We start from the raw sequence: 14,190 nt of genomic DNA, 5'->3' as shown, positions 1-14,190 counted from the left end.
GTTACCAGCGTGGAATTGATGTTGTCACGTCGCCATTCTGCGCGCGTTGACGCATAAAGTGATCCATTAACACGATAGCCAGCATGGCCTCGGCGATCGGAACCGCGCGAATGCCGACGCACGGATCGTGACGCCCTTTGGTGATCATTTCGACTTCTTCGCCGAAGCGGTTAATCGTATGACCGGGAACGGTAATACTGGAGGTTGGCTTCAGCGCGATGTTAGCAACAATTTGCTGGCCGCTGCTGATACCGCCAAGAATGCCGCCGGCGTGGTTACTCTGGAAACCGGCTTTGGTGATTTCGTCGCGGTTTTCGCTGCCGCGAAGTTTGACCACCTCAAAACCATCACCGATTTCTACCCCTTTCACCGCGTTGATGCTCATCAGCGCGTGGGCGATATCGGCATCCAGGCGATCGAACACCGGCTCGCCGAGGCCCGGAGGAACGCCGTCAGCCACGACGGTCACTTTCGCGCCAATAGAGTCGCCCTCTTTTTTCAGGCCGCGCATCAGTTCATCCAGCGCGTCGATTTTATCCGGATCCGGGCAGAAGAACGGGTTCTGCTCAACCTGATCCCAGTCTTTGATGGCCAACGGAATATCGCCCATCTGCGTCAGGCAGCCGCGGATCACAATACCAAATTTAGCCGCGAGGAATTTTTTGGCAATCGCCCCGGCCGCCACGCGCATCGCGGTTTCACGCGCAGACGAACGGCCGCCGCCGCGATAGTCGCGCAGGCCGTATTTCTGCTCGTAGGTGTAATCCGCATGACCCGGGCGGAACAGATCTTTAATCGCGCCGTAGTCCTGGGAACGCTGATCGGTGTTTTCAATCAACAGGCCAATACTGGTGCCGGTGGTCACGCCTTCGAAGACGCCGGAAAGGATTTTCACCTGGTCCGGTTCGCGGCGCTGGGTGGTGTAACGCGATGTCCCAGGGCGACGGCGATCCAGATCGTGCTGCAGGTCAGCTTCGGTCAGCGGAATGCCTGGCGGCACCCCGTCGACGATGCAACCCAGCGCCAGGCCGTGCGATTCGCCGAAGGTGGTGACGCGAAAGAGTTGTCCAATTGTATTTCCTGCCATCACGGCTCCATTCTTTTCGTTATGTTTGCGTGTTGTTTTTTTTAGTCTTTATAAATGCCGAAATGCGCACGCGCGTCAATGAGCTGCTGTTTAGTCAGCATAAAGACGCCATCACCGCCGTTATCAAACTCAAGCCAGGTGAACGGCACGTCCGGGTACTGCTCCATCAGATGTACCATGCTGTTACCGACTTCACAAATCAGAATACCGTCGTCGTTGAGGTAATCCGGGGCGCAGCCAAGAATGCGGCGCGTCAGCTTCAGGCCATCGCTACCGGAAGCCAGACCCAGAACCGGCTCATGCTCATATTCATCAGGCAGATCGGCCATATCTTCTTCATCAACGTACGGCGGATTGGTCACGATCAGATCGTACTGCAGCTTCGGCAGATCGCGGAACAGATCGGAACGGATCGGGGTAACCTGGTTAATCAGGCCATGTTCTTCAACGTTATGTTCGGCAACGGCCAGTGCGTCCGGGGAGATATCGACAGCGTCGACTTCGGCTTCCGGGAAGGCATAGGCGCAGGCGATGGCAATACAGGCGCTACCGGTACACATATCGAGAATATGCTGCGGTTTGTGGTTTATCAGCCCGGCGAACTGGTTATTGATCAGTTCGCCAATCGGCGAGCGCGGTACCAGCACGCGCTCATCAACATAGAATTCATGGCCGCAGAACCATGCTTTGTTGGTCAGGTAAGCGACGGGAATGCGTTCGTTGACGCGGCGAATCACGCGCTCGACGATACGATGTTTTTCGCTGGAGGTCAGGCGCGCGGTGCGCATATCTTCCGGTATATCTAACGGCAGGTACAGCGAGGGTAATACCAGCTGTACGGCCTCATCCCACGGGTTATCGGTGCCATGACCGTACCAGATGTTGGCGGCGCTAAAACGACTTACCGCCCAACGCAGCATGTCCTGAATGGTCTGCAGCTCATTGACCGCTTCATCAACAAAAATTTTATCCACGCAATCCTCCAGGGCACGCTCTGCTATAAATTCGGCGGCTAGTTTGCCACGATGGCGGCGATAAATCAGCATTCTTGCGCAGCCGGAGTGGGGAAAAATAGGTTTTCCTTGCCTGAAGCGCGGGCGAGTCGGGTAAACTAACGAAAAGAAATAGTGAGATTGGGCAATGAAAAAGAAAACACCACTAAGCGCGGAGGATCAGGCGCTGTTCCGCCAGCTAATGACCGGCACCCGGCAAATTAAACAGGACACTATCGTACACCGCCCGCAGCGCAAGAAACTCAGCGAGGTTCCGCCTAAGCGATTGCTGCAGGAACAAGTGGATAACAGCCACTATTTTTCCGACGAATTTCAGCCGTTGCTCAATACGGAAGGCGCGATGAAGTACGTGCGCGCGGATGTCAGCCATTTTGAGCTGAAAAAGCTGCGCCGCGGCGACTATTCGCCGGAGCTGTTTCTCGATCTGCATGGCCTGACCCAGATGCAGGCAAAACAAGAATTGGGCGCGCTGATTGCCGCCTGCCGCCGCGAACATATCTTTTGCGCCTGCGTGATGCACGGACACGGCAAACACATCCTCAAGCAGCAAACGCCGCTGTGGCTGGCGCAACATCCGCATATTATGGCGTTCCATCAGGCACCAAAAGAATACGGCGGCGATGCCGCGCTATTGGTACTGATTGAAGTTGAAGAGTGGTTGCCGCCGGAGCTTCCGTAAGCGGAAGCTCCGAGGGTGGAAAGCCTTAGATGGCTTTCGCCATTCTCAAATTGCAGGGGCTCATCTGCCAGTTGAATTCGCCCTTGCCGTCGGCGTCGAGGGTGACGCAGGCAATCGCTGAGGTAGTAAACATCGGGGGCGTTTCCCCCGGGCACAGCTCTGAGACGAGGTACCCCACCAACGGCAGGTGTGAAACGACCAGCGCCGTTTTCACGCCCTCATTCGCCAGCGCCTGAAGATAAGCGCTAACCATCCCTACATCGCCGCACGGCGTGAGTTCCGGCATCACGTCGACATCTTTCGGCAGGTTCATGCACTCCCCTACTACGTCGAGAGTTTGCTCTGCACGCAGGTAAGGGCTGACAAGCACCCGCTCAATATCCACTTTTTGACCTTTCAGCCAGGTTGCCATCTGACGAGATTCGTCACAACCGCAAACGGTTAAGGGACGAACGGAGTCACTGGCTGCATCGAGGGCAGCGTCGCCGTGACGCATGATAAAAACTTGCATATTGCACCGCTTTTGTTAACCAGAATCACCGCAACTCGCTCTGCGTAAACAATACGCAGGCGACCCGGTGGCCGGGCATTGTGCCTGATCCATCCAACGAATGAAACGCTGTTTTTTACCTCAATGGCGTAAGTATAGTCAATATTTGTTTACAAAACCGCCAATCAACAGCGCCAGTCCACGTTGGATTTACCTTCTTTTGACCATAACTTAGGTCGTCCGTTCACCAGTGGGCCAAAAGGTCGCCCCCTGCTCGGCCATGCGCAATAAGGTGTCGCACGGAGAAAAACGAGGGCCGTACTGTGCGGCCAGACGCTGCAAGATTGCGGCGACTTCACCCGCGCCGAGGCTATCCATATAGCGGAACGGGCCGCCGAGAAACGGCGGAAAACCTATACCAAAGACGGCGCCAATATCGCCATCACGCGCGCTACGTACGATCTGTTCATCAAAACAGCGCGCCGCCTCGTTGAGCATCATCATCACGCAGCGTTCAGCGACCTGCTGAGCAGACAAACGCGCCTGCGGACTTGCTACTGCCAATAATGGGTAAATAGCCGGGTCAGCCCGTTTTTTGCTTTTACGCCTTTTTGTCTCATAAAGATAGAAACCGCGATTATTTTTTCTGCCTTTGCGATCGTCCTTCAAAATCGCGTCAATGATGTTTGCAGGCGGGCTAAAACGTTCACCAAAAGCGGTCTCCAGTACCGGGATAATCTTAGTGCCGGTATCAATGCCGACTTCATCCAGTAACTGAATAGGTCCAACCGGGAAACCAAATTTAACCAACGCATTATCAATATGTTCAACCGGCTCGCCCTCCAGCAGCAGGCGCATGGCTTCATTGATATAGGGCGCCAGAATACGGTTAACATAAAAACCGGCGCGGTCGGCAACCACAATCGGCGTTTTGCCCTGCAGCTTCGCCAGCTTCACCACCGTGGCGATGGTTTGCTCATCGGTCGTTGCATGCGGGATAACCTCAACCAACGGCATTTTTTCGACCGGGCTGAAAAAGTGCAGACCAATTACCTTCTCTGGCCGCGCGGCCTGAGCGGCGATCTCGCCGATCGGTAGCGATGAGGTATTGGAGGCAAAGATCGTCTGCGGCCCGCAGCATTGTTCGATCTCGCCAACCATCCGCTGCTTGAGCGCCAGATCCTCAAACACCGCTTCGATGACCACATCGCGGTGGGCAAAGCCATGATAATCCGTAGCGCCGGAAATCAGCGCCAGCTGACGATCGCGCTCACTGGCGCGCAGATAGCGGCGACGCACCTGCTTATCCAGCAGATCCCAACTGTACCTGAGCGCATGATTGATGCCTTTCGCCTGAATGTCTTTTATGCGTACCGGCAGGCCGCCTTTACAGGCGGTGACGTAAGCAATTCCGCCTCCCATTAAGCCGCCGCCGAGTACAGCAATGCTATTCAGCGGAGCGGGGTCAGCTTCGGCGCCACGATCTTTTTTCAGATCGGTGCTGGCAAAGAAAATAGAACGTAACGCTTGCGATTGCGGCGTCATCGCCAGTTCGCCAAACGCTCGCGCCTCTTCGGCGTAACCGCTGCTGCAGCCGTGCGCCAGTCCGTTTTCTATCACCTGTAAAATACGTTCTGCCGCCGGGTAATTACCCTGCGTTTTTTGCCGGGTCTTTTTCGCCACCATGCGGAACAGCAGCTGACGCCCCAGAGGCCCGGCAAGTACCCGTTCGCGCACCGGCACAGTTCGGCTCGCCGGCCGGCCCTGTAGCGCCAGCTCAACCGCGGTCCGCAGCAATATCGATTGCGGGACAACATCGTCCACCAGCCCGGCTTTCAACGCCTGACGCGGACGCAATTGTTTACCGGTGAGGATCATTTCAAGCGCCGTACTGACGCCAATCAGCCGCGGCAGGCGTTGAGTGCCGCCGGAGCCCGGTAGCAACCCCAGTTGCACTTCCGGCAATCCCAACCGCGTTTTATCATCGTCGCTACAGACTCGCCCATGACAGGCCAGCGCCAGCTCCAGGCCGCCGCCAAGGCAGGCGCCGTGAATGGCGGCAATCACCGGGATAGAAAGCGCGTGGATCTCGGACATGATCTGCTGGCCCTGGCGCGCCAGCGCTTCGGCTTCTGCGGCGCTGGTACAACGAGCAATCATGTTGATATCCGCGCCGGCGATAAAGTTGTCGGGTTTAGCGGAGATAAATACGGCGCCGCGCAGCGCCTTATTTTCGCGGAGCTGGCGGATAATCGTCCGCACCTCGCCGCCGAACTCGGCTTTCAGGGTATTCATCTTTTCGCCGGGCGCGTCGATGGTAATAACGGCGATGTTATCCGGGCGAATTTCAAGCGTAAAAGCTGTTGCCGCTTCCATTATTCGACCTCCAGAACCATAGCGGAACCTAAACCCCCCGCCGCGCAGGCGGTAACCAGACCAAATCCGCCGCCGCGGCGCCGGAGTTCATGCAACGTCTGGGTAATCATGCGCGCGCCGGTCGCCGCAAAAGGGTGTCCGTAGGCGATAGAGCCGCCCAGCACGTTGAACTTGCTGGCATCGACTTCCCCGGTTGCCTGTGAACGGCCCAGCACTTCCCGGGCGAAACGATTACTGGCTAAACATTGTAGATTCGCCAGCGTCTGCGCGGCGAAAGCTTCATGCATATCAATCAACGTGAGGTCTGCAAGGGTAATTCCCGCCCTATCCAACGCCAGCGGCGTCGCCCACGCCGGCCCCAGCAACATATCCTGCCAGACATCAATAGCGGTGAAAGCATAGCTACGCAGGTAGCCCAGCGGCGTTAACCCCAACTCTTTGGCCCGGGATTCGGTCATCATGATCACCGCGGCGGCGCCGTCGGTGAGCGGCGTACTGTTTGCCGCCGTGACGCTACCGTGTTTACGATCGAACGCCGGACGTAACTTTTGGTAATCCGCCAGGGTTGAATTTTTACGAATATTGTTGTCCTGCTCCAGCGGCTCGCGATAAGGCGGTACATAGGCCGTCATCACTTCACTGGCCAGTTTGCCCTCTTCCCAGGCGCGGGCGGCAAGCTGGTGTGAACGCAGCGCCAGCGCGTCCTGATCTTCACGGCTAATGCCCCAGGTTTTCGCCATCTGCTCGGCGGTGTCGCCCATCCGCAGGCCGGTTGAATATTCCGCGACAGCAGGCGGCACCGGTAAAAGATCGCGCAGGCGCAGGCGGGAAAAGAGTTTTAGCCGTTGGCCAAGGGTGCGCGCTTTATTGGCATCCACCAGGGTGCGGGCCAGTTTTTTACTCACGCCGATGGGGAGAACGGAGGAGGAATCAGCGCCGCCGGCGATGCCCGCGCGGATCGTGCCGGCCATCAGGCTTTCGGCAATATTGGCTACCGCCTGGAAACTTGTGGCGCAGGCGCGGCTGACGCTATAGGCGTCGGTATGCACATTCATGCCGGTACCGAGCACGATTTCACGAGCAATATTCGGCGCTTCCGGCATCTGTACAACCTGGCCGAAGACCAGTTGTTCAATCACTTCCGGGGGAACTTCACTGCGCGCCAGCATTTCGCCGACGACCATTTTACCCAGATCTACGGCCGGAACGCCGTGATACGCCGTCGCCTGACGGGCAAATGGGGTACGTAAACCGCTGACAATGGCAATGCGATCGCCCTGACGGGTGATAAGCGGTAATGCCTGACTCATAACTCTCCCCTGTTAACCGATAAAACCAAGTGGTCTGACCTGATAACTAGTCTTAACTAATTTTTTACATTAAGCCAATCGGGGAAGAGAAAAAGTGGGAGCCAAAACACATTGAATAGAAAAGATAACGCCTCAAGAAAGAGGCGTTAAGAGAGAGGATTAACGTAACCCCAGCTGGAAGATCAGCGATTCCGCTTCGCAGCTAAAAACAAAATCGATATTCAACTGCACGCCGCCATCAACGTCGGTGAACGTCGAGTTAATTTTGCACGGTTCAGATTCCACATTGCGGGCTTTTTCGCTCAGCGCGGCGAGGGTTGCTTCCGCTTCAGCGCGGTTTGCAAACACGCGGCTGTAGGAGGCGGTGCAGTCGGTGTTGTCCACAATGGTGCCAACATCCATACAGCAGCAAACCGGGGTTTCATCAGCGCTACATTTACTCATCGTAGATTTCCTCTGTATATGCACCTTCGGTGCCAGACAAATAATGCGCCTATTTTACGCCCGCCCTCGTCCCCCCTCCAGTTGTTAATGGCAGGAAAACGCTTAAGTGACAGAAATCACACTTAAAAATGATCCAAAACAAAAATGCCCCAAATTGGGTATGACTAAGCAGGGCAATTTTGCCAGCTGGATCGCGTTTCTGTTATCACACTTGAAAAATCTTATAAACAAACTTGCAACAACTCATCTGGTCAGACCTATACTCAGGCCACTGGTCTGATTTCTCTGTTGTAAAGCAGACCCTACACTTCGCGCTTCTGTTACGGCATGTAACATAGTTTAAATAAAAATAACTCAATGAGGTTATGGGCATGAGCCAGAAAACCCGCTTTACCCAATCTGCCCTTGCAGTGGCTGTAGCACTTGTTTCAACCCAAGCCTGGTCCGCAGGATTCCAGTTAAATGAATTCTCCGCTTCCGGCCTTGGTCGTGCCTATTCCGGTGAAGGGGCAATCGCTGACGATGCGGGCAACGCCAGCCGTAACCCCGCGTTAATCATGATGTTTGACCGGCCGATGATGTCGGCAGGCGCCGTCTTCGTCGACCCGGACGTTAATGTTTCTGGTACTTCGCCGACCGGTAAAAGTCTGAATGCAGACAATATTGCCCCAACGGCATGGGTACCAAACTTCCACTTTGTTTCGCCAATTAACGATCAGTTTGGTTGGGGCGCATCTATCACCTCTAACTATGGTCTCGCGACGGAATTCGCTGATGACTATGCGGCCGGCAGTATGGGCGGCACAACCGATCTCACCACCGTTAACTTCAATTTAAGCGGCGCCTATCGCCTGAACAGCAATTGGAGCTTTGGTTTAGGTTTTGACGCGGTGTACGCGAAAGCGAAAATCGAACGCTACGCAGGTGATTTAGGACAAATCGTTGCCGGTTCCGGTAAACTGCCGCCAGCGCTGGCGGGCAGGGTCAGCCAGATCCCTGCCGACACTCAGATTGCGCATTTGAACGGCAACGAATGGGGTTTCGGCTGGAACGCCGGTATCCTGTATGAGCTGGATAAGAACAACCGCTATGGTTTCACCTACCGCTCGGAAGTTAAAATCGACTTTGATGGCAATTATAAGAGCGATCTGCCGTCCGCGTATAACCAGATCCTCGGCAACTTCGGTTTACCGGCCGGTACCGATGGCCGTACCACTAACGGCTCGCTGACCCTCAACTTGCCAGAGATGTGGGAACTGTCGGGTTATAACCGCGTCGCGCCGCAGTGGGCAGTTCACTATAGCCTGACCTACACCAGTTGGAGCCAGTTCCAGGAGCTGAAGGCCACTGGCAGCAATGGCCAGACGCTGTTCTATAAAGATGAAGGCTTTAAAGATGCTTACCGCATCGCGCTGGGTACCACCTATTACTATGACGATAACTGGACCTTCCGTACCGGTATCGCCTTCGATGATAGCCCGATTCCGGCTGGCACCCGCTCCATCTCTATCCCGGATCAGGATCGCCTGTGGCTGAGCGCCGGTACCACCTACGCGTTCAATAAAGATGCTTCAGTGGATGTTGGTGTCTCTTACATGCACGGTCAGCACGTGGAAATTAAAGAAGGCCCTTACACCTTCCGTTCTGAAGGTACCGCCTGGCTGTACGGCGCGAACTTCAACTACCGCTTCTGATAAACCAACGGTATAAAAAAAGGGTGAACATCATGTTCACCCTTTTTCTTTTCTGACCCGCGTGGATTACTGCGAATCGATATCTTTCAGCTCATCCTGAATCGCCTGCGCGTTCGGATTATCGGCCGGCGTCAGCTTACCGCCGTTGGCGATAAAGTCGTGCCGCTGGAAGTAGGCTTCACGCATCAGGATGTATGGATCGGAAGACTGGCGCAGCAGGCCGTCGGAATCCAGCAGCTGAGCGCGCGTTTCAATCCCTTCGACCGCCCATTTACCGATGGACATCGGCCAGGTCAGCCAGGAGAGTACCGGATACAAGCCATCGGCCATGTCGCCGCCCTCATCACGCAGGGTGAAACTACCATAGAACGGCAGCTGTACGTACGGGCCGTAGCCCACGCCGTAGTGGCCCAGCGTGCTACCAAAGCGATGCGGTTCAACGCGCTGCAGCTGCGGGTTCGCCATACCTGCGACGTCGATTAAGCCGCCCATCCCGAGAATAGTGTTAAGGAAGAAGCGTGTGAAATGCACCATGCCTTTATAGGGATCGCCCTGCAGGAAGGAGTTGACCATTACCGCCGGTTCTTCAAGGTTGCTGGTGAAGTTGCTTAAACCATTACGCGCCGGTTGCGGCACATAATCACGCCAGGCGACGGCGACGGGACGCAGTACATAAGGATCAACCACATTAAAGTTGAAGTTGAACATGGTACGGTTAAACCCTTCAAGCGGATCTGAACGCCCCTGCGGCCGATCGTCAGTGCTGGAACTGGCACATCCCACCAGCAATGTGGCGCCAAGCGCAAGCGCCGACAGGCGATAATTCATAGGTGTCTCCCTGTTAATTCTGACTATCGCTGGAGGCATCCGGGACGGCGCCCCCATTAGCATTTTATCGTTGGGTAGCTGCTTTCAGCATAGCCTTCTTTGGCATAATTGTTGCTCCCCGATTCTATACATATTTTGCAATATTCGTATTGCTATTCTTGCCATTGCGCTGAATTTAGGAGCATATCCTGTGCCGCCGCGCTGATTTCTCTCTACGCTTAGTAACAAATACAAAGGGAGAGCAGCCATGACCCGACAAAATACCCCCACCAGTATGCATGATAGCGATGAACGAGAAGTTGAAAGCGAAGAGAAACAGCATGGCGAGAAAATAGAAGTGGATGAAGAGCGTCTACCTTCGCAGGCAATGGCTACCCATGAGGTGATTCGCCAGGAGGGTGAAAAGGAGCTCGAGCGCGACGCCATGGCGCTACTATGGTCAGCAATTGCCGCCGGTTTGTCGATTAGCGCCTCGCTGGTAGCCAAGGGGATTTTTCATGTTCACCTTGGCGCCCTGCCAGGCGGTTATCTGCTGGAGAATTTGGGATACACCTTCGGCTTTATTATTGTCATTCTCGCCCGCCAGCAGCTGTTTACGGAAAATACCGTCACCGCCGTGCTGCCGATTATGCATAAACCCAGCGCCGGTAATATTGCTTTATTGCTGCGCCTGTGGGGCGTGGTGTTATTAGGTAATTTATTGGGTGGGGCTATCGCCGCCTGGGCGTTTAATATCATGCCGATTTTCGATGACGCCACGCGTGAGGCGTTTCAAAGCATCAGCCAGAAAGTCATGGAGAATACGCCTGGCGAGATGTTCGCCAACGCGATTATTTCCGGCTGGCTGGTGGCGACAATGGTCTGGATGTTCCCGGCCGCCGGCTCGGCGAAAGTCATCGTCATCATCCTGATGACCTGGCTGATTGCGCTGGCTGACACCACGCATATCGTCGTCGGCAGTGTGGAGATTTTCTATCTGATTTTCAGCGGCGCCCTGCCCTGGCAGGAGTTCATCTGGCCCTTCGCGCTGCCGACCCTCGCCGGCAACATCTGCGGCGGCACCTTTATCTTCGCCCTGCTAAGCCACGCCCAGATTCGCAACGACATGACCCAGGAACAGAAAGCCAAAGCGAAGGCCGAAGCAGATAAAAAGGGCTAAACGGCTGCAAATTAAGCAATTAATCGCAATGCGCTTAACGGGCGGCGGAAAAAACGCTATAATCCCGCCGCCTTGTCCCCTTAGTTAAATGGATATAACGAGCCCCTCCTAAGGGCTAGTTGCAGGTTCGATTCCTGCAGGGGACACCATGCGCCTCTCCTGACGTCTACCGGATTCAATAACCCCTTTATAATCAGCAATAAACCATCTACTTTAGCTAAGCTTTATCTGTAAGTAATCCAGTAAAAGGCCCGATCGTTAGTCGTAGATAGCGGCGAAAGCCTTCGTTTATCAGTTTTTCAAGCAGGCGGTTTAGATGAAACAAATCACCATCAGTGATATGCAGCAGCAGAGCGCAGCCGCGGCGGCCGCTCCCCGTCTACGGGCACATCGTAATTTTCATCCGGAATTAAGCGATCCGGTACAGCGTCTGGCCATTGCCATGGAGCCGGGAACCTACATTCGCCCTCACCGTCATCCTCATACTTTTGAGCTGCTGCTGCCGTTAAGCGGCCGTTTTGTGGTGCTGAACTTCGATGAGCAAGGGACCGTGACCCAGCGTGTAGTACTAGGCGAAGAGTGCGCGGCGCTGGAAATGGCGGCGGGCACCTGACATGCGGTACTGTCGCTCGATTGCGGCGGTATCATCTTTGAAGTCAAGCACGGAGGCTATCAGCCGGTAGCCGAACAGGATTCCGCGCCATGGGCGCCAGCCGAAGGCGCGCCAGGCACCGAGGAATTAATGGCGTGGTATGCCACGGCCCAGGTGGGGGATGGCGGTTTTACTCTTCAGAAGAGTGCTCGCTAATTTGAGCCTGCGATGATTACTGCAAAAAAGGCGCTGCGGCGTCTTTTTTATTTATATCATCTATAATTAATATAGAGTATATCCATCACCAGAATAAAGCACCATGGTTTACCCCATTTTTATCGTTAATTAAGCAATATTCTATACCTTATTAAGAAAAAGATATTATAATCGATTATGGTAGGTGTTTTAACTGCCGCCATCTGTCACATAAAAATTCTTCATTGTGGATTTATATTTCACTGCTGAATAATTTTTTATGGAAAGGATAGTGTAGTCGAACAACAACGCTGGCGCTCTGTTCATCAGGAACGCAGATTATTAAAAACATTTACATATAATTATCGCCATGAATAAGATAGAAAGAAACATTTGGAAGTTGAACAATCTCCCACCACTGGAGTATTGCTCTATCGCTCGTGCGCAAAAACTCCTGCAGTGCGAACTGGAAGATTTACTTCACTGGCACGATATCGGCGCTATCAGCCTGTGCCTGAAACTGAAAAAGAATCGCGGCACGCTCAATAGCGCCCTGACCCGGAATCAGGGGGTTGGCGACTCATCATACGGCTACGGCGGTTTTGATGACATTACCAAAGCCAACAAGCCCTGGTCTCAGCACTCTAAAATAAACAACATCATCACCCTGAATGAAAATGTGTCGGTCATTGATGCCGATCACGACAGCGCCATCGCCAAAATTAAACTCAACGTTTCTGTTTCGGGTTTATGGCACACTCATTCAAGAAATTTAATGGATGTGCTGGAGAATCCGGATAACATTCAGCAAGAAGATACGCTGAGCATTATCTCCCCGGCTAAAAACGTCATCTACTGCAATTTCATTCCTGATAATGATGATAAGCCGACGATTGAGCTCAGCAAGCTGTATATTACCAGCAAAGAAATTGAGAAAATTTACGAGCACACCATCAGCAGTCGTCCGCTAGAGTATTCTGAAGCCGCGATGAATTCATATAATGAAAAAACCATTAATGAGCCATCAACACCGCCACAAAATAAGCTATTACTCGAATTCATTAATTATATTATTCAATCCAACCCGGCTTTTAATCGCGATTTACTGAATGCGACAGAAAGCAGTAAACAGCTCGCCTTTAAATCCATTATGGAAAAGTTAAAAAAAGAAGGCATCGTCACCAACGAAAATCATTCGATGGCTTCACTCTCTGAACTGATTCTCAGTTCATAATACTCACTTTTGTGCGGATTATTCACACGAATAATCCGCCATTATCCATAGTGATAGTACCGATACCGCCACACTTTACTTTCTCGATCAAAAGCAAAGCAAAAAAAGTACGATAAAAAACAAAAAAAATTCCCCAACACGTGCTCTATCGTCTATATATCTTCTGGTGTTTATCACAGACGATTCACATTCACTTCATCATTTCACGCCAACTATGAGCTCATGCTGAAACTATCCCGATGCCCTGTAGTCGTTCTCGGTACCCTTGCTTTGTATTGTGGTTCCACTCGCGCTGAGGTCGACCTCGGCTCAATCGACATTTTTTCTGCTGATAACCCGAATAGCCCGGTGCCGAAAGGTTGGGTTCTCGGCGGCGCCGCGATTAGCGGTACCGCGCGCTACCAAAAGCAGGACAACGAAACCCACTTTATTCCCGGCGGATTATATTTTGGCGACCAGTTAATGTATCTGGGCGACCGCGCCCGCTACTATTTTCATCTTGATGACAATATCGCGCTATACGGCTACGGACGCTGGCGTTTCGGTAATTTAGATCCCGACGACGATACGGCTTTTAGGGGGATGAACGAACGTAAAGGCGAACTGGAAGGCGGAATTGGCGCCACATGGATCACACCATACGCGCTGATAAGCGCGCGCATCAGTTCAGATATCAGCGGCCGCAGCAACGGCCAGGAGCTGCTGCTATGGGCTGATTTTCCAATCATCAAAGATAATCTGCTGGTGATGCCGGGGATGGGCCTGATGGTACGTAGTCATAATATGGCGAACTACTATTTTGGCGGCATATCAGCAAGCGAGGCGACGCCCGAGCGTCCCCAATGGGATACCGGCACGACGGTATCACCAATGGTCGCCATCATTACCAGCTACCGCTTCAGCCCCCACTGGGTCGGAATGATAGCGGCAAACTACGAACGCTATGATGATGATATTGCCAATAGTCCCATTGTCCAGCACAGCGGCGAACTGTATGGCATCCTCGGCGTCGGATATACCTGGTAGAACATCAGGGCATTTCCTCAATCCATAAGTTAATCTGATTAACTCAATTATAAATAAGTCTTT

General features: G+C 53.4%; 12 protein-coding genes, 1 tRNA gene and 1 pseudogene. 7 read left to right on the top strand and 7 right to left on the bottom strand.

Features of this window, described 5'->3' with window-relative positions; all coding sequences use genetic code 11:
* Position 1: 1 nt before the first annotated feature.
* Positions 2–1,087, bottom strand: coding sequence for a chorismate synthase (gene aroC / locus ABLU78_RS16160; RefSeq protein ID WP_015365541.1), 1,086 nt, complete (start codon positions 1,085–1,087; stop codon positions 2–4).
* 41 nt (positions 1,088–1,128) lie between these two features.
* Complete coding sequence (gene prmB / locus ABLU78_RS16155; RefSeq protein ID WP_026612250.1) at positions 1,129–2,061, bottom strand: 50S ribosomal protein L3 N(5)-glutamine methyltransferase; 933 nt, start codon at positions 2,059–2,061, stop codon at positions 1,129–1,131.
* Positions 2,062–2,227: 166 nt separating this feature from the next.
* Between prmB and smrB the strand changes: the two genes are divergently transcribed.
* Positions 2,228–2,779 (top strand): endonuclease SmrB, encoded by a 552-nt coding sequence (gene smrB / locus ABLU78_RS16150; RefSeq protein WP_015365539.1) that lies wholly within the window; start codon positions 2,228–2,230, stop codon positions 2,777–2,779.
* A gap of 25 nt (positions 2,780–2,804) precedes the next feature.
* Here smrB and sixA read toward each other — a convergent pair whose 3' ends face one another.
* The 4 genes from sixA to ABLU78_RS16130 all read right to left on the bottom strand — a co-directional run bounded on the left by sixA (position 2,805) and on the right by ABLU78_RS16130 (position 7,399).
* The gene (sixA, locus tag ABLU78_RS16145; protein WP_015365538.1) at positions 2,805–3,290 is read right to left on the bottom strand and encodes a phosphohistidine phosphatase SixA; all 486 of its coding nucleotides are present in this window, start codon (positions 3,288–3,290) and stop codon (positions 2,805–2,807) included.
* A gap of 210 nt (positions 3,291–3,500) precedes the next feature.
* A complete protein-coding gene (gene fadJ, locus ABLU78_RS16140) occupies positions 3,501–5,645 on the bottom strand; it encodes a fatty acid oxidation complex subunit alpha FadJ (protein ID WP_047057594.1) in 2,145 nt (714 codons plus the stop codon).
* Entirely contained in the window at positions 5,645–6,955 is a 1,311-nt protein-coding gene (fadI, locus tag ABLU78_RS16135; RefSeq protein ID WP_015706184.1) for an acetyl-CoA C-acyltransferase FadI, read from the bottom strand. Before fadI ends, fadJ begins: the two co-directional genes overlap by 1 nt.
* 159 nt (positions 6,956–7,114) lie before the next feature.
* Positions 7,115–7,399, bottom strand: a complete 285-nt coding sequence (locus ABLU78_RS16130; protein WP_015706185.1) for a YfcZ/YiiS family protein — start codon at positions 7,397–7,399, stop codon at positions 7,115–7,117.
* Positions 7,400–7,770: 371 nt separating this feature from the next.
* Here ABLU78_RS16130 and fadL point away from each other — a divergent pair, with 371 nt between their 5' ends.
* Complete coding sequence (fadL, locus tag ABLU78_RS16125) at positions 7,771–9,093, top strand: long-chain fatty acid transporter FadL (protein ID WP_047057592.1); 1,323 nt, start codon at positions 7,771–7,773, stop codon at positions 9,091–9,093.
* A gap of 66 nt (positions 9,094–9,159) precedes the next feature.
* Here the strand turns inward: fadL and mlaA are convergent, their stop codons facing one another.
* The gene (mlaA, locus tag ABLU78_RS16120; RefSeq protein WP_015365533.1) at positions 9,160–9,921 is read right to left on the bottom strand and encodes a phospholipid-binding lipoprotein MlaA; all 762 of its coding nucleotides are present in this window, start codon (positions 9,919–9,921) and stop codon (positions 9,160–9,162) included.
* 247 nt (positions 9,922–10,168) lie between these two features.
* Here mlaA and ABLU78_RS16115 point away from each other — a divergent pair, with 247 nt between their 5' ends.
* From ABLU78_RS16115 to ABLU78_RS16095, 5 genes and pseudogenes are all read left to right on the top strand, one after another.
* Positions 10,169–11,080 carry a formate/nitrite transporter family protein gene (locus ABLU78_RS16115; RefSeq protein WP_045359556.1) on the top strand — a complete coding sequence of 304 codons (912 nt, stop codon included), beginning with the start codon at positions 10,169–10,171 and terminating at the stop codon, positions 11,078–11,080.
* Between the two features lie 74 nt (positions 11,081–11,154).
* Positions 11,155–11,229, top strand: a tRNA-Arg gene (locus tag ABLU78_RS16110).
* Between the two features lie 167 nt (positions 11,230–11,396).
* Positions 11,397–11,888 (top strand): annotated as a pseudogene (locus ABLU78_RS16105) (WbuC family cupin fold metalloprotein).
* Positions 11,889–12,237: 349 nt separating this feature from the next.
* Positions 12,238–13,101: a hypothetical protein gene (locus ABLU78_RS16100; RefSeq protein WP_045386217.1), complete on the top strand. Its 864-nt coding sequence runs from the start codon at positions 12,238–12,240 to the stop codon at positions 13,099–13,101.
* A gap of 222 nt (positions 13,102–13,323) precedes the next feature.
* Complete coding sequence (locus ABLU78_RS16095) at positions 13,324–14,127, top strand: MipA/OmpV family protein (RefSeq protein ID WP_226925565.1); 804 nt, start codon at positions 13,324–13,326, stop codon at positions 14,125–14,127.
* The last annotated feature ends 63 nt before the right edge of the window (positions 14,128–14,190 follow it).

The organism is Klebsiella sp. JN_Kp122, from assembly GCF_040062085.1.
GTDB lineage: Bacteria > Pseudomonadota > Gammaproteobacteria > Enterobacterales > Enterobacteriaceae > Klebsiella > Klebsiella aerogenes.
Note: the sequence above shows the minus strand (reverse complement) of the source record. Positions and strands in the feature narration are given on the sequence as shown.